The organism is Allobosea lupini, assembly GCF_900109525.1.
Lineage (GTDB): Bacteria > Pseudomonadota > Alphaproteobacteria > Rhizobiales > Beijerinckiaceae > Allobosea > Allobosea lupini.
In genome coordinates this window covers 292,738-315,229 of sequence record NZ_FOAN01000003.1, presented here as the reverse complement: position 1 = coordinate 315,229, position 22,492 = coordinate 292,738, and the positions used below count along the sequence as shown (strand labels likewise).

General features: G+C 67.7%; 14 protein-coding genes. 5 read left to right on the top strand and 9 right to left on the bottom strand.

Going from position 1 to position 22,492, the window contains the following annotated elements; genetic code table 11:
- The first annotated feature begins 323 nt into the window (after positions 1 to 323).
- Positions 324 to 458 (top strand): hypothetical protein, encoded by a 135-nt coding sequence (locus BMZ21_RS30995; protein ID WP_280141478.1) that lies wholly within the window; start codon positions 324 to 326, stop codon positions 456 to 458.
- A 138-nt stretch (positions 459 to 596) separates the two neighbouring features.
- Here the strand turns inward: BMZ21_RS30995 and BMZ21_RS10820 are convergent, their stop codons facing one another.
- The 9 genes from BMZ21_RS10820 to BMZ21_RS10780 form a co-directional block, all read right to left on the bottom strand.
- Positions 597 to 2,177, bottom strand: a complete 1,581-nt coding sequence (locus BMZ21_RS10820; protein WP_091833254.1) for a sulfite reductase subunit alpha — start codon at positions 2,175 to 2,177, stop codon at positions 597 to 599.
- Positions 2,174 to 3,970, bottom strand: a complete 1,797-nt coding sequence (locus tag BMZ21_RS10815) for a NirA family protein (protein WP_091833251.1) — start codon at positions 3,968 to 3,970, stop codon at positions 2,174 to 2,176. The genes BMZ21_RS10820 and BMZ21_RS10815 overlap by 4 nt, the downstream gene beginning before the upstream one ends.
- Before the next feature lie 11 nt (positions 3,971 to 3,981).
- Positions 3,982 to 4,773, bottom strand: a complete 792-nt coding sequence (locus BMZ21_RS10810; protein ID WP_091833248.1) for an ABC transporter ATP-binding protein — start codon at positions 4,771 to 4,773, stop codon at positions 3,982 to 3,984.
- An 11-nt stretch (positions 4,774 to 4,784) separates the two neighbouring features.
- A complete protein-coding gene (gene ntrB / locus BMZ21_RS10805; RefSeq protein ID WP_091833245.1) occupies positions 4,785 to 5,693 on the bottom strand; it encodes a nitrate ABC transporter permease in 909 nt (302 codons plus the stop codon).
- A gap of 31 nt (positions 5,694 to 5,724) precedes the next feature.
- A complete protein-coding gene (locus BMZ21_RS10800; protein ID WP_091833242.1) occupies positions 5,725 to 8,412 on the bottom strand; it encodes a nitrate reductase in 2,688 nt (895 codons plus the stop codon).
- On the bottom strand, positions 8,412 to 9,626 hold the full coding sequence (locus tag BMZ21_RS10795; protein WP_091833239.1) for an NAD(P)/FAD-dependent oxidoreductase: 1,215 nt from the start codon (positions 9,624 to 9,626) through the stop codon (positions 8,412 to 8,414). The genes BMZ21_RS10800 and BMZ21_RS10795 overlap by 1 nt, the downstream gene beginning before the upstream one ends.
- Positions 9,627 to 9,629: 3 nt before the next feature.
- Positions 9,630 to 10,958 carry a CmpA/NrtA family ABC transporter substrate-binding protein gene (locus BMZ21_RS10790; protein ID WP_091833235.1) on the bottom strand — a complete coding sequence of 443 codons (1,329 nt, stop codon included), beginning with the start codon at positions 10,956 to 10,958 and terminating at the stop codon, positions 9,630 to 9,632.
- A 299-nt stretch (positions 10,959 to 11,257) separates the two neighbouring features.
- Positions 11,258 to 12,319 carry a CmpA/NrtA family ABC transporter substrate-binding protein gene (locus BMZ21_RS10785; RefSeq protein WP_091833231.1) on the bottom strand — a complete coding sequence of 354 codons (1,062 nt, stop codon included), beginning with the start codon at positions 12,317 to 12,319 and terminating at the stop codon, positions 11,258 to 11,260.
- Positions 12,316 to 12,900, bottom strand: a complete 585-nt coding sequence (locus tag BMZ21_RS10780; protein WP_091833229.1) for an ANTAR domain-containing response regulator — start codon at positions 12,898 to 12,900, stop codon at positions 12,316 to 12,318. Before BMZ21_RS10780 ends, BMZ21_RS10785 begins: the two co-directional genes overlap by 4 nt.
- A 260-nt stretch (positions 12,901 to 13,160) precedes the next feature.
- Here BMZ21_RS10780 and BMZ21_RS10775 point away from each other — a divergent pair, with 260 nt between their 5' ends.
- Genes BMZ21_RS10775 through BMZ21_RS10760 form a run of 4 tightly spaced genes read left to right on the top strand, consistent with a single transcriptional unit; the run spans position 13,161 to position 22,435 of the window.
- The gene (locus BMZ21_RS10775; RefSeq protein WP_091834310.1) at positions 13,161 to 14,642 is read left to right on the top strand and encodes an efflux transporter outer membrane subunit; all 1,482 of its coding nucleotides are present in this window, start codon (positions 13,161 to 13,163) and stop codon (positions 14,640 to 14,642) included.
- Complete coding sequence (locus tag BMZ21_RS10770) at positions 14,639 to 16,096, top strand: efflux RND transporter periplasmic adaptor subunit (protein WP_091833226.1); 1,458 nt, start codon at positions 14,639 to 14,641, stop codon at positions 16,094 to 16,096. The genes BMZ21_RS10775 and BMZ21_RS10770 overlap by 4 nt, the downstream gene beginning before the upstream one ends.
- A 13-nt stretch (positions 16,097 to 16,109) precedes the next feature.
- Complete coding sequence (locus BMZ21_RS10765) at positions 16,110 to 19,286, top strand: efflux RND transporter permease subunit (RefSeq protein ID WP_091833223.1); 3,177 nt, start codon at positions 16,110 to 16,112, stop codon at positions 19,284 to 19,286.
- Entirely contained in the window at positions 19,283 to 22,435 is a 3,153-nt protein-coding gene (locus BMZ21_RS10760; RefSeq protein ID WP_280141477.1) for an efflux RND transporter permease subunit, read from the top strand. The genes BMZ21_RS10765 and BMZ21_RS10760 overlap by 4 nt, the downstream gene beginning before the upstream one ends.
- Positions 22,436 to 22,492: the final 57 nt, after the last annotated feature.

Genomic DNA, 22,492 nt, shown 5'->3' with positions numbered 1-22,492 from the left:
GCAACCTGGCGTCACCGGCCTCGCCCCTGTGAGCCCAGACGCTTCGGGCGCTCCTGGAGGCCGCTGTCTGGGAAGGGATAACATCCGCTGCTGGCCGATATCGTTGAAAAAGTCGGCCATCTGAGCGCCGCCACGACGTAGCGAATTTGGCCGATCGAGGCTCGGCCTCTCATGCTGGCCTGATCTGAGGTCCGTTCGGCGGGAATTCCTGCGGTTCTGGGCCGTTGCAGCGAAGTGGAACTCGTCTCATCTGCGCGAACCTCGAGATGACCGCAAGTCCCTCCACGGAAGAAGATCGTGATGCTCTTCTGGCGAAGCTGTCGATGACGGTCGTAGCCGTCCTGCTGTCGCGGACGGTCAACGACGAGACGCTGGCGCGCCAGATCCTGAGCGCGGCTGGCTCCCAGATCGCCGCCCATGCGAAGCCGCGGGGTGGCGAGCAGGAGCGCGTGCGGTGAGAGCCACGGAAACCGCGCTTGACGGACCGCCGCAGGCTTCCCGAGCGGAGCTCGATCCGCTTCGATCCGACCTCTAGGACCTCAGAGGCGCCCTCTTCCTGCTTCTCGCGGGTCTGGCCGCACCCACTCGAAACGACTCTAGTAGACATCCGCCTGATAGCGCCCTGCCTTACGCAAAGCGGCGACATAGGCGATTGCCTCCTCGCTGGATCGCCCGCCATGTTCGGTGACGATATCGACGAGCGCGCGCTCGACATCCCTGGCCATCCGCTTGGCATCGCCGCAGATGTAGAAATGCGCACCCTGCTCGAGCCAGGCCCAGAGTTCGCCGCCGCGTTCGCGCATCCGGTCCTGGACATAGACCTTGTCGCCGTCGCGCGACCAGGCGAGCGTCAGGTTGGTGAGGAAGCCGGACTCCTTCATCGCCTGCAGCTCGTCCTCGTAGAAGAAGTCGCAGGCCCGGCGCTGATGGCCGAAGAACAGCCAGTTGCGGCCAGCTGCGTTCGTCGCCTGCCGGTCGTGCAGGAAGGCGCGGAAGGGCGCGATCCCGGTGCCGGGGCCGCACATGATGATCGGCGTCTGGGGATCGGCCGGCAGCCCGAAGCCATGGGCGCGCTGGACATAGACCGGCACCTTGTCGCCGGGGGCGACACGCTCGGCGAGAAAGGTCGAGGCGACGCCCCAGCGTGGGCGGCTGCCGATCCTGTAGCGGACCGTGTCGACCGTCAGCGAGATGCGTCCCGGCGTGGCATTGAAGGAGGACGAGATCGAATAGAGCCGCGGCTGCAGCGGGTCGAGCGCCTCGACGAAAGCCTCGGGCGAGAGCCTGGCCTGCGAGAATTTGTGCAGCGCGCCGAGCACGTCGAGTCGGTCGAGGTCGCCGTCGGGATCCTCGCCGGCGGCAAGGCGCCTGGCCTTCTGCCGTGTCTCGCCGCCGGTGACATAGGAGATCAGCTGGAACAGGGCATCCGGCGCTGGCCCGAGCGCGCAGTCGGCCAGTAGCTTGTCGCGTAGGCTCTTGCCGCCGATCTCGGCGTCGGGCCGCGCGCCGAGCAGCGCGATCACCGCATCGACCAGGCGTGGGTCGTTCTGTGCGACGATACCGAAGGCGTCGCCGACGACATAATCGAGACCGCATTCGGCGAGGTCGAACTCGACATGCCAGGTCTCCTTCTCGGAACCCTCGCCATTGAGCTTGCGCCGCGACAGGAAGGTCGCGAGCGCAGGGTTCTCGCGGCAGCGGCCAAGTGGGCCGAGATCGACGACGGGCGCGGCCTCGGTGGGCACAGCCAGGGCGGTGGCGCCCGGTGCTTCCATCAGCGCCTTGAGCTGGCGCAGGGTCTCCTTGCCTCCGGGCGCGCAGAGATTGAGCCGTCCCTCGGTGCCTGAGGCGATGGCAGCGGAATAGGTCTCGCAGACATAGCCGCATTGCCCGCAATCCTGCTGCGCCATGGCGGCGAAGAGCTTGCGAGGCAGCGGCTTGCCTTCGGCGAGCTGCATGCGGTCGGCGATCGCCATGGCGGGATCGTGCCACGGGGCGCCGTCGTCGGCCTCGCCCATCACCGCGGCGTTCTCCGCCGGAGACAAAGCGGTCACTCCGGCATTGTCGAGCGAGAGCAGACCGGCGAAGAAGCCATTCAGCCAGGAGCGCTGCTCTTCGCTGAACGGCGCGGTCTCCGGCAGGACCTGGACGATCGGGTTCGGCGTCTGCACGGTCATGCCGCTTCCCCCGTCTCAGCGACCAATGCCTGCAGCGCCGCGATCTCGTGGCGGCGGGCGAAGGCGACGAAGCTCTCGTCGGGCGCGGCGCGATGGACCTGCCAGGTGCGCAGGACCGCCTCGACCAGAGCCGGCGCTTCTTCCGCCTTGACCTTCTCGCGGAACGGCCGGGCCATGCCGCCATCGACACCGTAGCCGCCACCGACCAGCAGGTCGTAGCCGGGGACGGTGTTGCCCTCCTCATTGACTGGCACCTTGGCGCCGATCAGGCCGAGATCGCCGATATAGTGCTGGGCGCAGGAATGATGGCAGCCGGTGAGATGGATGTTGACCGGCTGGTCCAGGGTGATGCGCGGCTCGCAATGGGCGGCGATGGCCAGCGCATCCTCCTTGGTGTGGGCGGCGGCGAACTTGCAGCCGGTCGCGCCGGTGCAGGCGATCAGTCCGGCGCGCAGTATCGAGGTTTCGGCCGAGAGGCCGGTCGCCTTCAGGTTGGCGATGACATCGTCGATCCCTGCATCCGGCACGCCGGAGATCAGCAGGTTCTGCCAGACGGTCAGGCGGATATCGCCGTCGCCGCATTGCTGCGCGATCGCCGCGATGGTCCGCATCTGCGCGACTGTGAGCTTGCCGACCGGCAGCGCCACGCCGATCCAGTTGAGGCCCGGCTGAACCTGCCTGTGCACGCCGATATGGGCGAGGCGATCATAGACCGGCCGCGGCCTGACGAAGGCGCCGTCAACCCGGACCAGCCGACGGCCGAGCTTCTCCTCGACGGCGGCGAGGAACTTGTCGAAGCCCCAGCCATCGAGCACGTATTTGAGCCGCGACTTGTTGCGATCGGTGCGGTCGCCATTGGCGATGAAGACCCGAACGATCGCATCGGCGACCGCGATCGCGTCGGACGGAGCGACGATCACGCCGGTATCGCGAGCGAGATCCTTGTGGCCGGTGATGCCGCCGAGCGCGAGACGATACCAGATGCCGGGCTCGACCGGCTGCCCTTCGAACGCTGCTCCCTCGATGACCTCGATGGCCTGGAAGCCGATATCGTTGGTGTCCTCCAGCGTCGCGATCGAGCCGGCGCCGTCGAAGGCGACGTTGAACTTGCGCGGCAGCCCATAGAGCGAGCGGTCGTTCAGGATGTGGTGGTGCCAGGCGCGGGCATGCGGGCGGGTGTCGAGGAGTTCGAGCGGATCGATGCCGGCGGTCGCCGAGCCCGTGACATTGCGGATGTTGTCGGCGCCGGAGCCCTTCGCGGTGAGGCCGAGATCGGCCAGGCCCTCGAGCAGCTGCGGGGCGTTTTCGGCGGTGATCTCGCGGATCTGGAGGTTGGCGCGGGTGGTGACGTGGCTGTAGCCGCCGCCGAGGCGTTCGGCGATGTCGGCGACCCCTTCGAACTGCCAGGCCTTGAGGATGCCGTTGGGAATGCGCAGCCGGCACATATAGCTGTTCTGCGCCGGTGCCACATAGAACAGGCCGTGATAGCGCCAGCGGAAATTGTCCTCCGGCTTGGGATAGGTGCCCGACGCGGCCTGATCCTTGAAACGGGCATAGGCGTCGAACGGATGCTCGGCGGCTTTCCACTTCTCCTGATCGACGAGCTTGCCGCCGGCGGCGACCGTCCTGGCCTGCGCCTCGATATGCTCCCTGTCGGGACCAGCGGGCTTGGCCGGAGCGCCGCCCGGCGCGCCGCCGAGCGGGCCGAGACCGCGCGCCGTGCGGGCCGACTGCATGCCGCTGACGAAGCCTTCGAGGTAGCGCTTCTGGTCGGGAGAGAAATCGTCGCTCATGACCGGGGCCGTCACGCCGCCTCGACGAAGCGATGCCGCTCGTAGAGGAATTTCAGCACCGACTCGCGCGCGGCGATGTAGGTGCGGTCGGTGACCAGCTCTAGCCGCTTGCGCGGGCGGGTGAGCCGCACGTCGAGCACCTCGCCGATGCGGGCCGAGGGGCCGTTGGTCAGCATCACGATCCGGTCGGAGAGCAGCACGGCCTCGTCGACGTCGTGGGTGATCATGATCATGGTGTTACCGAGCGCGGCATGGATCTGCATCACCGAGTCCTGCAGATGGGCGCGGGTCAGCGCGTCGAGCGCACCGAAGGGCTCGTCGAGCAGCAGGATCTTGGGTTCCATCGCCAGGCCGCGGGCGATGCCGACGCGCTGCTTCATGCCGCCCGAGATCTCGCCCGGCCGCTTGTCCCTGGCATGGCCCATCTGGACGAGGTCGAGATTGTGCATGATCCAGTCATGCCGCTCGGCCTTGCTCTTCTTGCCGCCGAAGACCTTGTTCACGGCGAGCGCGACGTTGTCGTAGACGGTGAGCCAGGGCAGCAGCGAGTGGTTCTGGAAGACCACGGCCCGATCCGGCCCCGGCGCGTTGACCTCCTTGCCTTCGAGTAGGATGCCGCCGCTCGTCGCGGGGGTGAGCCCGGCGATGATGTTGAGCAGGGTCGACTTGCCGCAGCCGGAATGGCCGATGATCGAGACGAACTCGCCCTTGTCGATGACGAGGCTGATGTCCTTGAGCACTTCCGTGGTGGCGGCGCCGCGCTGGAAGCGTTTGTCGACGTGGTCGATCTTCAGATAGCTCATCGTTTCGCCCCTCAGTTGGTCGCGGTGCCGCGGGTGACGACATGGCCGATGAGAGCCACGAGGCGGTCGAGCAGGAAGCCGACCACGCCGATATAGACCAGCGCCACGATGATGTCGGAGAGGCGGGACGAGTTCCACGCATCCCAGATGAAGAAGCCGATGCCGACGCCGCCGGTCAGCATCTCGGCGGCGACAATGGCGAGCCATGACAGGCCGACGCCGATCCGCAGGCCGGTGAAGATGTAGGGCGCCGCCGAGGGCACCATGATCTTGTAGAAGAACTCGACCTGGTTCAGCCGCAGCACCTTGGCGACGTTGCGATAGTCCTGCGGGATGTTGCGGATGCCGACGGCCGTGTTGATGATGACCGGCCAGATCGCGGTGATGAAGATCACGAAGATCGCCGAGGGCTGGCTGTCGCGGAAGGCGGCGAGCGAGAGCGGCAGCCAGGCGAGCGGCGGCACCGTGCGCAGCACCTGGAAGACCGGGTCGAGCCCACGCGTCGCCCAGACCGACTGGCCGACCAGAGTGCCGAGCAGCACGCCGACGATCGCCGCCAGGCTGAAGCCGATCGCGACGCGCTGAAGCGAGACCAGGATGCGCCAGCCCAGCCCGATATCCTGCGAGCCCGCCCAGTAGAACGGCTCGGTGATCAGGTCCTTGGCCTCTTCCCAGATCCTGGTCGGCGGCGGCAGCGAGGATTGCGGACCGGACGCGGCGATCTGCCAGAACAGCAGGATAAGCGCGATGGTGATCAGCGGCGGCACCATGTTGACGAGCGCACCCTTCGCCAGGGGCGCGAGTCTGGCCGCGACGGACTTCGAGGGGCCGGCCGGCAGGGGCAGGACCTCCGACGGCTTTCCCGTGAGGGAAACGATCGCCGCGCCGGCGATCGCGTCTTTCAAGACAGGCTGACCCATGTTCCAGTCTCTCCTCTGACCGAGCTGTCAGTCATGCCGCTTCGATCGCGCGTGCCTGCGCGCCGATGCGGCGGATTTCGGGGAGGCAGGAGCCGCAATTGGTTCCCGCCTTGAGTTGAACGCCGATCTCCTCGGCCGTCGCGGCGCCGGCCACGAAGGCGGCCCGGATCGCGTTCAGGCCGACGCCGAAGCAGGCGCAGATGGTCGGTCCGGGATCGGACCCGCCGGGATTGCGCCCCGCCAGGAGGGCAAGCCGGCTTGGCACGGCCGCTGCCGGATCGGCGAAGACGCTCTTGACCGTGTCCCAGAGCGGCGCTCGACCCGCGGGAGCAAGGAAGATCACGGCCAGCAACCGGCCTTCCCGTAGGACGGCGCAGCGATAGCCACCGCCGTCACGGTCGATCAGTTCGGTCAACTCCTCGGCGCCGAAACGCTCGCGCATCAGGGCCGCGATCGCATCGACCGAAGCGTCCGAGGCGAAGAGCCGGCCCTCGCCGCCTTGCACCGCAAGCCGCGACCACCAGATTCCGGCTGGCAGGGCAAAAGGCTGCCGCGAGAGGACGAAGCCTTCGAAGCGATAGGCGACGGGCCTGATGGCGACGGGCGTCGCCTTCATTTCAGGTTGCCCGGAGAAGGGATCGCAAAGCGGCTGCGTCAGAGCTCCGATCCGCGCCGCCGATGCCGTCTCGTCCGACCAGTGGATCGGCGCGAACAGGTCCCCGGGAGAAACGCCGTCATCGGCAACGACCTTGAGCACGGCGCCGCCCTGGGCGCTGGCGAGGTGGGCGAAACCGCCCTCGAGCAGCCCGAAGCGCGTGATCTCGGAGGAGTGCAGAGAGACCGAGGGCTCGGCGATATGCGCGCTGAGCCGGGGGCTGAGGCCGGTCCGGGTCATCGTATGCCAGTGATCGCGCACGCGGCCGGTGTTAAGCAGCAGCGGGAAGGCCTCGTCGGCCTCGGAGGCGAGCTTCGGTGCGGCGAGGGGGCGCATCTGCGCGCGGCGCCCGGGACCAAAGAAGTTTCCGTCTCCGAAGAGCCGTGCAATGCCCTGTGGCCGATGGGCGGGGACCGGCCATTGCACCGGCGTCAGCCCGTCGTAGCCGGCCTTGCCGAGACCGGCATGGCCGCCGATGTCGAAATCTCGGGTGCCGTCGTTTTCGAAGGCGGAGAGCGCGGCGTGCTCGGCGTAGATCTCGTGCGGTCCGGCATAGGTGAAGGCCTCGCCGAAACCGAGGCGCCTGGCGACTTCGCAGATGATCCACCAATCGGGCCTCACCTCGCCCGGCAGCGACAGGAAGGCGCGCTGGCGCGAGATGCGGCGTTCGGAGTTGGTGACGGTACCGTCCTTCTCGCCCCAGGCGGCGGCCGGCAGGATGTAATGCGGCCTGGCTGCGAGCGTATCGTTGGAGAGCACGTTCTCGGAGACGACGAACAGATCGAGCCCGGCGAGCGCGGCGCGTACCTTGTCCGCATTCGGAAGAGAGACGGCGGGGTTGGTCGCCATCACCCACATCGCGCGTATGCGGCGCTCGGCGACCGCATCGAGCATCTGGACGGCTTTGAGGCCCTCGTGGCGGACGATGTGGGGCGCCCGCCAGAAGCGCCGGACGCGATCGATCTCGTCTGCGCCATACCCCATATGGGCGGCGAGCATGTTGGCGAGGCCGCCGACCTCGCGCCCGCCCATGGCGTTGGGCTGGCCGGTCAGGGAGAACGGGCCGCAGCCGGGCCGCCCGATCCGGCCGGTAGCGAGATGACAATTCAGGATCGCGGCGACCTTGTCGGTCCCTTGCGCCGACTGGTTGACGCCCTGGCTCCAGGCCGTCACGACATGCGGCGTGCTCGCCCAGAGCTCGTAGAAGGCTGCGATAACCTCAGGCTTCAGGCCGGTGGCGACGGACACCGCGGTGATATCTGGCGCGATGTCCCGCGCATTGGCGAGCGCCTCGTCGAAGCCTGAGACATGGCGCGCGACATAGGTGCGGTCGACAAGGCCGCGATCGGCGAGGTGGACGAGCAGACCTGCGAACAGCGCGACATCGGAGCCGGGCTTCAGCGTCAGCACCATATCGGCGTCTTCCGCGGTCGCGGTGACGCGCGGATCGAGGACCACAATGCGCGCGCCGCGTTCCCGGCGATTGTCCTGCATCCGCCGGAACAGGACCGGATGGCACCAGGCCGTGTTCGAGCCGACGAGGACGATCAGATCGGCGCTGTCGAAATCCTCATAGGCTCCGGGCACCGTGTCCGAGCCGAAGACCCGGCGCTGGGCCGCGACCGTCGACGACATGCAGAGCCGCGAATTGGTGTCGACATGGGGCGTGCCGATGAAACCCTTCGCCAGCTTGTTGGCGACGTAGTAGTCCTCGGTCAGAAGCTGGCCGGAGAGATAGAAGGCAATCGCCTCGGGACCATGCCCGGCCGCGATGGCCTGCAGACCGGCTGCAACGGCATCGAGCGCCTCGTCCCAGCTGACCCTGTCATAGCTGCCGGCGGCGTTGCGCTTCAGCGGGTACAGCACACGGCTGCCGAGCCCGAGCGTCTCGCCGAGCGCGGAGCCCTTGGAGCAGAGCCGCCCGCGATTGGCCGGATGATCCGCGTCTCCGGTAAAGGAGGCGCCGCCCAGCCCGTCCGGCGTCGCCTTCACGCCACAGCCGACACCGCAATACGGGCAGGTCGTGCAGGTCACGGCCGGAGCGAGGGGAGCGTCGTGCCGCATCACGCAGCCATCCCGATGCAATAGCCCTCGCCGAAGGGCAGGTCGGCACGGATCGCGCTGATGTCCTGGCCCGAGCGGATCAGCCCGAGATAGAACAGCGCGCCACTGGTGTCGCCAACCAGGACGCAGCCGGCTAGCCTGCCCGCGCGCAGCACGAACTTGCGGTAGATGCCGGCGGCCGGATCGCGCAGCAGCAGAACTTCGTCGTCCTCTCCCGGCTCGACCGCGCCTGCCGAGAAAACGCTGACCCCACTGACCTTGAGATTGGTCGCCAGCAGCGAACCGCTATAGCGGTCGCTCGCACCGGCAAGTCGCGCGGCCAGCACGCGCGCCTGTTCATAGGCGGGTTCGACCAGACCGTAGACCAAGCCGCGATGCTCGGCACATTCGCCGATCGCGAAGATGCAGGGATCGCTGCTGGCAAGGCCGTCGTCGACATCGATGCCGCGATTGACGTCGAGCCCCGCGGCGACGGCGAGATCGACACGCGGGCGCACCCCGATGGCGACGACAACGAGGTCAGCCGGGATTACGCTGCCATCGGTCAGCTCGACCGCCTCAACCCGCTCCTTGCCGACAAAGCGCTCAGCTGTGCAGTTCAGGCGGATGTCGATGCCACGAGCCGCGATCTCACCAGCAAGCAGGCCTGCTCCCTCGCGGTCGAGCTGGCGTTCCATCAACCGGTCAGCGAGATGCAGGACTGTGACATTGCCGCCGATCCTGGCGAGCCCGTAGGCCGCTTCCAGCCCGAGTAGGCCGCCGCCGATCACCACGACGCGCGCGCCGGTCGCGGCCACGCTGCGGAACAGCGCGACATCGGCGACATCGCGGAAGCTGGCGACGCCAGGCAGTTCCAGCCCAGGCACCGGCGGCATCAGCGGGCGCGAGCCGGTCGCGAGCACGAGCTTGCCGTAAGGCAGGACGAGGCCGTCGGCCAAGGTCACGCTCTTCGCCGCCCGGTCGATGCCCGTGACCGGCTTGCCGTAGACCATCGAGACGCCGCGCGCTTGCCACCAGGCGGCGGGCTTCAGCTCGATCTCCGGCTCGCCGATCTCGCCCGCCAGCAGCGGCGAGAGCAGCACCCGATTGTAAGCCAGCCGCGGCTCGTCCCCGATCACCGCGACCGCATAGCGTCCGAGCGCCTGCCGGCTGAGCTCATCAGCCAGCCGCGTCGCGGCCATGCCATTGCCGACGATGATCAGGGGCTCGGCCATGGGTCAGGCGACCCGCTTGATCTTCAGGGCCCTGAGATAGTCCAGCGGCGCCGCGGGATCGAACTTCATACCGTCGAAGAAGGTCTCGACGCCCCGCGAGTCGGCAGTCGGCGCGCCGGCGACGCCGAGCGTCTTCGCCGCCTCGCGCCAGAGATCGGCGCGGTTGGTCTTGTCGACGAGGGCCTTGATGTCGATGGTCGGCTCGAACTTGCCCCAACGGATATTCTCGGTGACGAACCAGGTGTCGAGGCTCTTCCAGGGATAGGAGGTCGCGCCGCCTTCGCCCCAGAACTTCATGTAGAGATTGGTGCCCTTCGCCTCGCGGCCATTGCCGTAATTGATGTCGCCGAGCAGGCGCTTGTTGATGTCGCCGGTGGGGACGTTGAACCATTGCCGCTTGCCGACGATCTCGGCGAGTTCCTGGCGGTTCTCCATCTTGTCGGCCCAGATCTGGGCTTCCATCACAGCCATCAGGATGGCCTGGGTCGCCTTGGGATTGGCATCGACGAAATCGGCGCGCATGCCGAGGATCTTCTCGGGGTGACGGAACCAGAGCTCGCCGGTGGTCAGCGCGCTGTAGCCGATGTTCTGGTTGACGAGCTGCTCGTTCCAGGGCTCGCCGACGCAGAAGCAGTCCATGGTGCCGACCTTCATGTTCGCCACCATTTGCGGCGGCGGCACGACGATGACCTTGATGTCGGTATCGGGGTCGATGCCGCCGGCGGCGAGCCAGTAGCGGATCCAGAGGTCATGGGTGCCGCCCGGGAAGGTCATGGCGGCGGTCAGTTCCTTGCCGGCGGCCTTCTTGCGCTCGAAGGCCTGCTTCAGCGGCGAGGCGTCCTTCTGGACATTGAGGTCCTTGTACTCGTTGGAGACCGAGATCGCCTGCCCGTCCTCGTTGAGGTTGAGCAGCGTGTACATCGGCAGCGGCTGGCCGTTCTGCATGACCTTGCCGGTCGAGTAGAGATGCGTCTTCGGCCGCAGGATGTGGCCGCCGTCGATGCCGTTGTTCTTGAACCCGAGCGCCATGTTGTCGCGCGTCGCGCCCCAGGAGGCCTGCTTGGCGATGTCCATGTCGGGCAGGCCGTATTTGGTGTAGAGGCCCTTCTCCTTGGCGATGATCAGCGGCGCCGCATCGGTCAGGGCGATGTAGCCGAGGCGGGTTCCCTTGACCTCGGGACCGGCGCCTTGCGCGAAGGCGCCGGACGGCAGGGCGGTCTTCGCCGCCGCGAGCAGCGCGGCCGTGCCGGACAGATTCAGGAACTCGCGGCGGCTCGTGCCAGTCTGCGGGGCTGCCGCCGTCCTGGCCGGGGTCTTGGAGCTGTGCGTCATCGATCGCCTCTCGGTTGCTGAGCTGTCGCCCGCTTGAAACCAGCCCCGAAACGCAAAAAACGCCGCGCGAAAGACGCCTGGACGGGCGCATTTCGACAGCGACGTTGCTGTGTCTTCCGGATCGGGGATGGCGCGGGCAGCGTTGGCCGCGTCGCCTTCCTTCATACAAGGATCGTGCCAACCGCTTCGCGGCGGGCCTAGCCTCGAATTGCTATCGTTTACCGGTGGCGAGGCGCAGGTGCCGCGCGAAGACGCTTTGTTGCGGCGCACAATCGCGACGCATTTGCTTAAATAATAGGCTAAAATTTGACTGCCGCTAGGATGCTGTCAAAAGCGGCAGGCAGAAGGACGTCGCATGCGGCGTCGCGCATCTGTGGTGTCGCCATGACCTGCCCGGCGCGCGCCATGCCGGCGAGAACCCAGTCGGCATCACCAGGGTCAGGGCGCAGGGCCTCCTGGTCGAAACGGATGAAGTGCTCGATCCGGCGCGCCGGCCGGCCGGCGCCCTGGATCAGCTCGCCGTGCAGAATGCGCTCGATCAGCTCAGCCGGCAGCGCGAGCCGATCCGGCGCAGACAGGTGATACGCCGTGCGCGAGACATTCTCGGGGCGGCAGGCCCAGGCGCTGGCCTTCAGGATCGCGGCGCCGAGCTTGGAGACGGCCGCCGGGCGCTTCTGCACGTCGTCGGCGCGCCAGGCCAGAACCTTGTCGTGGCAGTTGCGCCTGAGATCGACGCTGGCATGGACCATTGCGCCGACGCCGGCCGCCACCGCCGCCGAATTCCAGGGCGCCCCCGCGCAGAAGCCGTCGATCCGCCCGCTGGCGAGCGCCTCGACGGTCTGCGGAGGGGGTACGATCTCCAGCCGGATGTCCTCGCCAAGCCTGAGTCCACCCTTCTCGAGCCATTCCCCGAGCAGGTAGACATGCGTCGAGAAGCCGAAGACCGCAGCCAAAGTGAGCGGCGGCAGGCCGGCCGCCTTGCGGCGCGCGACCATGGCGGCGAGCGCATGGCCTGAGACGGTCGTGTCGGCCAGATCCCCGTCGGCCAGGCGTGCCAGCTCCTCGAAGCGCCGCAACGAGAGGGTGATCGCGGCGCCATCGCGATTGAGCGCCAGCGGCGCTGCCATCGGGGCCTTGACGCCACCGATCCCGAGGGTCGCGGCGATGGCGGCCGGGCCGAGCATATGGGCGGCATCGAACAGGCGCACGTTCAGCTTGTCGCGCAGATTCGACCACGAAACCTCGCGGACCAGTTCGAGATTCAGCCCCTCGGCCTCGGCAAAACCCTCGTCCTTGGCCAGGACGACGAGCGCGCAATCGACCAGCGGCATGAAGCCGACTCGCAGGTGCAGCGTCGTCATTTCAGCATCTCCGCGGCAGTGATGAGGGAGCGGGCGATGTCGACGAGCTTGCGTTTCTCGTTCATCGCGGTGCGGCGCATGAGCGCGTAGGCCTCGTCCTCGGAGAGGCCCTTCAGCCGCATGACGATGCCCTTGGCACGATCGATCGTCTTACGGTCCTCCAGCTGCGAGCGGGCTTCGTCGAGCTCCTCGCGCAGCTTGCGGAACGCATTGAAGCGGCTGATGCAGGTCTGCAGGATCGGCTGCATCCGCTCCTTCTTCAGCCCGTCGACGATATAGGCGGAGACGCCGGCCTCGACCGCCGCCTCGATCGAGGCCGAGTCGGACTGGTCGACGAACATGGTGATCGGCCGGCGGACGTGCCGGCTGACCAGGAACATGTCGGCCAGGGCGTCGCGGCTCGGATCCTCGAGATCGATCACCACGACATCGGGATCGTGCGTCTCGATGGCAGCGACGAGGCCGGTCGTCGCGGAGAGGCGGACGAGTTGCTGATAGCCCGCTTCCCGCAGGCCTTCCTCGATGATCGCGGCCCTGACCTGGTTCGCATCGACGATGAGGATCCGCAGATTGGGCACCATGCCTTGCAGACGTTCCCTGTGTTATGATCAGGCGCTCCTCAATCAGGAATCGTGCCAGAGGGGCCCACAGGACCCGGCCGAGCGGATAAAGTCAGGCGAGTCGAGAGTGTCCGCGGCCGCCAACGAAGCCGACTGCGCTCCGGGGCGTCCCGATTCATGGACAGAAATTCACTTTCTCTCCTCCACCGGCCGCTCTAGAAGCGGGTCTGTCGCGTCGTGTTCCGCGGTCCTTCGAATCGAGGCTGGAGAAGAGCGGCATGATGCCGGGCTACAGGCGTGATCTTGCGGGACACGCGGTCGCACATTCGCTCTTCCGTCTCTCATCCGCGGCGGCCATCACCCTTGGTCTCGCCGGTTGCCTGCCGGCCGACCTGCGCCCCGAGCTCGGCGTCGCGGTGACACGCAGCTATGCCGCTGGCGACCGCAGCAGCGCATCTGCCGTCTCGCCCGATTGGCCGCGCCTGTTCCGCTCGAGCGAACTCAATCGCCTGGTCGAACGGGCATCCGGCGCGAATTTCGACATCGCCATCGCCATGACACGAATCCGGCAGGCCGATGCGCAGTCGCGCATCGGGGCGGCGACGCTCTATCCGACGCTCAGCGGCTCGGCCGACGCCTCGCGCAGCCTCCGGCCGGGTACGCTCGGCTCCAAACGCGGGCCGTTCAGCGAGAGCGTCGGCAACCAGTTCAGCCTCGGCCTGTCGGCGAGCTACGAGCTCGATTTCTGGGGCAAGAACCGAGCGACCGCCGACGCCGGACGCTTCGCCGCCGAGGCGACGCGCTTCGACCGCGACGTCGTGGCGCTCACCGCCGTCGCCAGCGTGACCACCACCTATTTCCAGGTACTGGCGGCACAGGACCGCCTGCGTATCGCCCGCGAGAACATCGCGGTGGCCGAGCGGACGCTCAAGGTGATCCAGGCCCGCCTTTCCGTCGGCACCGCCACCCAGCTCGACATCGCGCAGCAGGAAAGCGTGGTGGCGCAACAGAAGGCCTCCGTGCCCGCCCTCGAACTCTCGCTGCGCCAAGCCAGGGTCACGCTCGCCGTGCTCATCGGCGAGACGCCGGCCGCAGTCACGATCAAGGGCGGCAGCCTGAACGCGCTCGCCGTGCCGACGGTGCGGGCCGGTCTGCCTTCGCAATTGCTGCAGCGCCGGCCCGACATCGCCGAGGCCGAGGCGCGCCTGACCTCACAGGAAGCGACGCTGCATGTCGCCCGCGCGGCGCTTTATCCGAGCATCCAGCTGACCGGCCAAGGCGGGCTCGAAAGCGCGCTATTGAAGAACCTGCTGCGGCCCGATGCGGCTTTCGCTTCTGCGGCAGCCGGCCTAGTCCAGCCCATTCTCGACGGCGGCAATCTGCGCGCCCGGGTCGAGCTCGAACGCGGCACGGCCGACGAACTGATCGCGACCTATCGCAAGACCATCGTCAGCGCCTTCGCGGATGTCGAGAACGCACTGATCGCGATCCAGGAAAACACCCGTCACGAGCGGCTGCAGGGGGAAGTCGTGGCGTCTGCAAGGCGTGCCTATGCCATCACCGAGCAGCGGCTGCGCGAAGGCACGATCGACATCGTGACGCTGCTGAACACGCAGCAGACGCTGTTCCAGGCGCAGGACCAGCTCTCGCAGACCAGGCTCCAGAAGCTGAGTGCCTATGTCGACCTGTTCAAGGCGCTGGGCGGCGGCTGGACCGAGGCCGACCGCCGCACCGCCATCATCGCGACCGAGGCGGCGGAATGAAGCGTCTTCTCATCCTTCTCGTATTGCTCGGCGCCGCGGCCTGGGGCTGGCACAGCTACAATGGCGGCTGGATGCCCGGCGGCGAGGACAGCGTCGCGGCCGGCCAGCAAGGGGCCGGTCGCGGTGGCCGGCGCGCCCGCTTCGGCAACAATGAAGGGCCGATTCCGGTGATCGCGACCCCGGCGCGCTATGGCGACGTGCCGGTCACGGCCGATGCGGTCGGGACGATCCAGGCGCTGAACACCGTGGCCGTGCGCACACAGGTCGATGGAAGGCTGATCGAGATCGCCTTCAAGGACGGGCAGGATGTCCGCAAGGGCGATGTTCTGGCCAAGATCGATCCCACGACCTATCAGGCGCAATACGACCAGGCCATGGCCAAGAAGGCGCAGGACGAGGCGCAGCTCGCCAATGCCCGCGCCGACCTCGAGCGCTACGCCAAGCTCGCCCAGACCGATTACGGCTCGCGCCAGCAGGCCGACACCCAGCGCGCCACGGTGGCGCAGCTCGAGGCGTTGGTCCGCTCCGACCAGGGCGCGATCGACAACGCCAAGGCCTATCTCGACTACACCACGATCCGCGCGCCGATCGACGGCCGGCTCGGCATCCGGCAGGTCGACCAGGGCAACATCGTCCGCGCCTCCGATTCGAACGGCCTCGTGGTCATCACCCAGCTCAGGCCGATCGCCATGATCTTCAACCTGCCGCAGCAGCAATTGCGCGCGGTGAGCGCCGCAGTGGCGCGCGGCCCGGTCGAGGTCGACGCGCTGGACTCGGATGGCACGACGATCATCGACAAGGGCACCATCGAGGTCATCGACAACGTCGTCGACCAGACCACCGGCACGATCAAGGTCAAGGCGCGCTTCCCGAACGAGCGGCTCCAGCTCTGGCCCGGCCAGTTCGTCAATGTCCGCGTCTTCGTCGACGTGCTCAGGCATGTCGTGGTCGCGCCGACCGCCGCGATCCAGCGCGGCCCCAACGGTGCCTATGTCTTCGCCGTCAACGAGGACGAGACGGTGCGGCAGGTGGCTGTCACCGTCGGCCAGCAGGACGAGACGACGGCGGTGATCACCGCGGGTATCGAGCCGCCGGCGAAGCTCGTCACCACCGGCTTCGCCCGCCTGACCGACAAGGCGAGAGTGCGCGTCTCGACGCCGGAGGAAGCGGCCCAGCCACCAGCCGCCATGCCGGGCCGCCGCGGCACGCGGGAGCCGGGTCAGGGCCAAGGACAGGGACAGCGCCGGCAACGCGAACGGGCTGGAGGCGACACCGCGGGTCCGGGCTCGGCGGCGCCGGCGACGGAAGCCCCGCACGCACCGCAGGCCGGAAGCGACGGCACCGGCCAGAACCGGCCGCGGCGCAATGGCGGGGCGCGCGAGGGCGCTGCACCCGGCGCGCAGGGTTCCCCGACCGGCGGATCGGGTGCACAAAGACCGCAAGCGCAGCCATGACGGGGCAGCCGCGATGAGCGTGTCCGCGCCTTTCATCAGCCGGCCGATCGCGACCTCCCTGCTCGGCGTCGCGGTACTGCTCTGCGGCATCCTCGGCTATCTGCGCCTGCCGGTCTCGGCCCTGCCGCAGGTCGATTTCCCGACCATCCAGATCACCACGCAGCTTCCCGGTGCGAACCCCGAGACGATCGCGTCGCTGGTGACGGCGCCGCTGGAGCGGCAGTTCGGGCAGATCCCCGCGCTCTCGACGATGTATTCGCAGAGCTCCTTCGGGCTCAGCCAGATCACGCTGCAATTCGATCTCGACCGCGACATCGATGCCGCCGCCCAGGACGTGCAATCGGCGATCAATGCGGCAGGCTCGACCCTGCCGCGCACGCTGCCCTATCCGCCGACCTATTCGAAGATCAACCCGGCCGACGCGCCGATCATGGTACTGGCGCTGACCTCAGAGACGGTCTCGCTGCGCCAGCTCAGCGATCTCGCCGACACGCTGCTCTCGCCGCGCCTCTCGGAAGTCTCCGGGGTCGGCCATGTCTCGATCGAGGGCGGCGTCAGGCCGGCGATCCGCATCCAGGCCGATCTCGCTCGCCTTGCCGCCTACGGCCTCGGCATGGAGGACCTGCGCACCGCCATCGTCAACGCCAATGTCGCGGGATCGAAAGGCGCGCTGGACGGCAATCATCAGGCCTACACGATCAGCGCCAACGACCAGATCGGCAGCGCCTCGGCCTATCGCGACATCGTCGTCGCCTATCGCAGCGGCGCACCGATCTTCCTGCGTGACGTGGCCGTGGTGCTGGAGGACCTCGAGAACAGCCGCGTCGGCGCCTGGTTCCGCGGCAAGACGGCAGTCGTGCTCGACGTGATGCGCCAGCCCGGCGCCAACATCGTCACCACGGTCGCGCGTGTGAAAGAGGAGATTCCGCGCCTGCGCAACGGCATGCCGGCGGGCGTCGAGCTGCAGGTGGTCAGCGACCGCACCGAGACGATCCGCGCCTCGATCGCCGACGTCCAGTTCACGCTGGTTCTGGCCTGCGCTCTGGTGGTGCTGGTGGTGCTGCTGTTCCTGCGCACGGTGCGTGCCACGATCATCGCCGGCGTGGCGCTGCCGCTCTCGCTGATCGCGACCTTCGCGGTGATGTGGCTCGCCGGCTTCAGCCTCGACAATCTCTCGCTGATGGCGCTGACCATCGGCACCGGCTTCGTCGTCGACGATGCGATCGTGATGATCGAGAACATCGTGCGCAACATGGAGCAGGGCAAGAAGCCGCTCCGCGCCGCCTATGACGGCGCCAAGGAGATCGGCTTCACCGTGATCTCGCTGACGGTCTCGCTGGTGGCGGTCTTCATCCCGCTGCTGTTCATGACCGGGCTGGTCGGCCGCATGTTCCGCGAATTCGCGCTGACGCTGACCATCGCGGTCGTGGTCTCGGCGGTGGTCTCGCTGACGCTGACGCCGATGATGTGCGCCCGCATGCTGCGCCAGGGCGGCCATGGTGCCGGCCAGGAGCGCGAGAACTGGCTGATGCGGCTGGCAGAGTGGCCGGTCACTGCGATGGCGCGGCTCTACGAGATCACGCTCGGCTGGGCGCTGAAGGCGCGCGGGCTCGTGCTGCTCGCCACTGTCGCCACGGCGGTGCTGACGGTGTGGATGTACATCGTCATTCCCAAGGGCTTCCTGCCGAGCCAGGACACCGGCCTGCTCAATGTCGTGCTCGAATCCTCGCCGGACGTCTCCTTCGTCGAGATGAAGCGGCTGCAGGAGAAGGCGACACAGGCCTTCGAGCAGGATGGCGACGTCACCGGCGTCGTCTCCGTGCTCGGCATCGGCCAGGCCAATGCCACCCTGAACACCGCCCGCCTGACGGTGACCCTGCGGCCCAAGGACGAGCGGCGCGACGACGCGGTGGTGATCGCCGAGCGGCTGCGCCTCGCCACCGCCGCGATCCCGGGCCTCGTGGCCTATGTCCAGCCGGTGCAGGACATCCAGATCACGACCCGCGCCAGCCGCTCGCAATACCAGTACACCCTGACCGGAGCCGAGCAGGCCCAGGTCATGGAATGGGCGCGCAAGCTCTCGGAGGCACTGCGGCGCGAGTCGATCGTGCGCAACGTCGCCAACGAGACACAGGATGGCGGGCTGCGCGCCCATGTCGAGATCGACCGGGCCAAGGCGGGCCGGCTCGGCATCTCGATCCAGGCCGTCGACGACACGCTCTATGACGCCTTCGGGCAGCGCCAGATCGCGACGATCTACGAGCAGTCGAACCAGTATCGCGTGATCCTGGAGGCTGCGCCGCAATATCTGCGCGACCCGTCCGCGCTGTCGAAGCTCTACGTCACCGGCAACACCAACACGCAGGGGCAGACCAACACCGCCGGCACCACCACGGTGACGCAGAACAGCGTGCAGGTACCGCTCTCGTCGTTCACCCGGCTGATCCGCGAGACGGCGCCGCTCTCCATCGCCCATCAGGAGCAGTTCCCGGCCGCGACCATCAGCTTCGATCTCGCGCCCGGCGAAGCGCTCGGCGATGCCGTCACGATGATCGCCGCGGTCGAGCGCGAAATCGGCATGCCGAGTGCGATCTCCGGCGCCTTCAGCGCCGATGCGGCCGAATTCAACCGCTCCCTCGCCAATCAGCCCTGGCTGATCCTCGCCGCGATCGTGACGATCTACCTCGTCCTCGGCATCCTCTACGAGAGCTATGTCCACCCGTTCACGATCCTGACGACGCTTCCTTCCGCTGGCGTAGGCGCCCTGCTCGCCTTGGTCCTGACCGGCCGCGAGCTCTCGATCGTCGCGCTGATCGGCATCATCCTGCTGATGGGCATCGTCAAGAAGAACGCGATCATGATGATCGACTTCGCGCTCGACGCCGAACGGCAGGAGGGGCTGTCGCCGGAGGAGGCCATCGTCAAGGCCTGCCTGCTGCGCTTCCGGCCGATCATGATGACGACGCTCGCGGCGCTGCTCGGCGCCCTGCCGCTGGCACTGGCGACCGGAACGGGGAGCGAATTGCGCCAGCCCCTCGGCATCACGATCGTTGGCGGCCTGCTGCTCAGCCAGCTCCTCACCCTCTATACCACGCCGGTGATCTATCTGGCGCTCGAGAACCTGCGCCGGCGCCTCGGCGGCGGCCGCGACGGCGTCGTGGCCCGTCCTGATCCGGAGGCGGCCGAGTGAGCGAGGTCTCCGACAAAAGCGACGACGACAAGGGCTGGAAGTCGGTCAGGGGCCTGTCCGACGCCTTCATCCTGCGCCCCGTCGGCACCACGCTGATGGCGATCGGCCTCTTCCTCGTCGGCATGGTCGCCTATGTCTTCCTGCCGGTGGCGAGTCTGCCCAGCGTCGACTTCCCGACGATCCGCGTCTTCGCCAGCCGGCCGGGCGCCGATCCTGCCACGATGGCCGGCAGCGTCGCCGCGCCCCTCGAGCGACGCCTGGGCTCGATCCCCGGCGTCACCGAGATCACCTCGACAAGCTCGCTGGGTTCGACCTCGATCGTGCTGCAGTTCGACCTCACGCGGAACACCGATAGCGCCGCCCGCGACGTCCAGGCCGCGCTGAACGCGGCTGCGACCGATCTGCCCGGCGACCTGCCGACCCTGCCGCAATTCCGCAAGGCCAACCCCAACGCCGCGCCGATCCTGATCCTGGCCCTGACCTCGGACACGATGACGCCGAGCGCGATGTACGACGCCGCCGATACCGTCATCGCCCAGCGCATCTCGCAGGTGGAGGGCGTCGGCGAGGTCACGGTCAACGGCGCCGAGCAGCCGGCGATCCGCGTTCGCGTCGATCCTGCCCAGCTTGCTGCCATGGGCCTGAGCCTCGACACGATCCGCACCGCCATCGTCGGCGCCAACACCGTCTCCGCGGTCGGCTCCTTCGACGGCGAGCGGCGCAGCGAGACGCTCTCCGCCAACAACCAGATCCGCGAGCCGGAAGATTACGGCAATATCGTCGTGCGCTCGGCCAGAGGCACGGTGGTCCGGCTCGCCGATGTCGCGACCGTCGAGCGCGGCGTGCGCAACAGCCGCGCCGCCGGCTGGTACAACGGCAAGCCGGCGATCCTCATCACCATCACCAAGCAGGCCGACGCCAACGTCATCGACACCGTCGACCGGGTGAAGGCGTTGCTGCCCGAGATCCAGCGCTGGGTGCCGGCCGGGATCCAGTTCTCGATCATGTCGGACCGCACGGTCACGATCCGCGCCTCGATCGCCGATATCCAGCACACGCTGCTGATCTCCATCGCCCTGGTGATGCTGGTCGTCTTCCTGTTCCTGCGCCGCACCACGCTCACCATCGCTGCCGGCGTCACCGTGCCGCTCTCGATCGCAGGCACCTTTGCCGCGATGTGGCTCGCCGGCTTCACGCTCGACAATCTCTCGCTGATGGCGGTGACGATCTCGGTCGGCTTCGTCGTCGACGACGCCATCGTCATGATCGAGAACATCGAGCGCAACGTCGCCCGGGGCATCTCGCCGCTGCGCGCCGCCTTGCTCGGCGCCGGCCAGATCGGCTTCACCGTGGTCTCGATCAGCCTCTCGCTGATCGCGGCCTTCATCCCGCTCTTCTTCATGGACGGGGTCGCCGGCCGCTTCTTCCGTGAGTTCACGCTGACGCTGACCTTCGCCATCCTCGTCTCGACGGCGGTCTCGCTCAGCGTCACGCCGATGGTCTGCGCGCATTTCCTGAAGAGCGGCCCACATGCCCCCAACCGCTTCGACCGGGCGGTCGAGCGCCTGCTGGCGGCGATGATCGGCTTCTATGCCCGCACGCTCACGGTCGTGCTGCGGCATAGCTGGCTGATGCTGGTCGTCATGGTCGCGACGGTGGCGCTGACCGTGCAGATGTTCCGCAGCGCCCCGAAGGGCTATTTCCCGCAGGACGACACCGGCCTGATCATCGGTTTCACCCAGGCTTCGACCGACATCTCCTTTCCGGCGATGGCGCAGCTCCAGCAGCAGGGGGCGGCGATCGTCGCGAGCGATCCTGCGATTCTCGGCGTCGCCTCCTTCATCGGTGGCGGCGGCTCGGTGAATACCGGGCGCTTCTTCGTCAGCCTGAAACCTCTGGAGGAACGCGGCCTGAGTTCGGCCCAGGTGGTCAATCGCCTGCGCGGACGCCTCGGCTCGATTCCGGGTCTGCGCATCTTCCTGACCCCGGTGCAGGATGTGCGCGCCGGTGGGCGCCAGGGCCGTTCGCAATATCAGTTCACGCTCTGGGATCCCGATCTGCCGGAGTTGCAGGAATGGGTGCCCAAGGTGCTGGAGAAACTGCGCACCCTGCCCGAACTCGTCGACGTCTCGACCGATCGCGAGCAGGGCGGCCTGCAGGCCAATGTGGTGATCGACCGCAACAAGGCTTCGCAATTCGGCGTCGCGATCCAGGCCATCGACAACGTGCTGGCGGACGCCTTCAGCCAGCGCCAGATCTCGACGATCTACGGCGCACGCAACCAGTACCGCGTCGTGCTCGAGGTCGCACCTTCGCGCAGCCGCGACCCCAATGACATCCTCGATCTCTATGTGCCCGGCCGCAACGGCGTGCAGGTGCCGCTGCGCAGCCTCGTCAAGGTCGAGCGCGGCACCGCCCCGCTCGTCATCAACCATCAGGGCCAGTTCCCGGCTGTGACGATCACCTACGATCTGGCTCCCGGCGTCGGCCTGCAGGAGGCGAGCGACGCTGTCGTCGCCGCCGTCGAGGGCCTGCACATGCCGGCCTCGCTGCGGGCGGAATTCGCCGGCGACGCCAAGGCGTTCTCGCAAGGGGCCGGCAGCCAGGGCATGATGATCCTGGTCGCGATCCTGGCGGTCTACATCATCCTCGGCGTTCTCTATGAGAGCCTGATCCACCCGGTGACGATCCTCTCGACCCTGCCGTCGGCCGGGCTGGGCGCGCTGATCGCGCTGCGGATCGCGGGGGCCGACCTCACCATCATCGCCTTCATCGGCATCATCCTGCTGATCGGCATCGTCAAGAAGAACGGCATCATGCTGGTCGACTTCGCCATCAGCGCCGAGCGCCAGCGCGCGATGCCGTCGCGCGAGGCGATCTTCGAGGCCTGCCTGGAGCGCTTCCGGCCAATCCTGATGACCACCCTCTCGGCCATGCTGGGTGCGGTGCCGCTGATGATCGCAACCGGTCCAGGCGCCGAGCTGCGCCGCCCGCTCGGCATCACCATCGTCGGCGGGCTGGTCCTCAGCCAGATCCTGACGCTCTACACCACGCCGATCATCTATCTCTGGATGAGCAAGCTGAGCGCGCGCCGGAAAGGTGAGGCAGCCGCCCCGGAGCCGGTTTCGGCCGGCACGACGCCAGGCTGATCCTTCCAGCCGGGCGCAGATCGCGTCGCTCGCTCTCCCGCCCGGACCGTGTAGGAT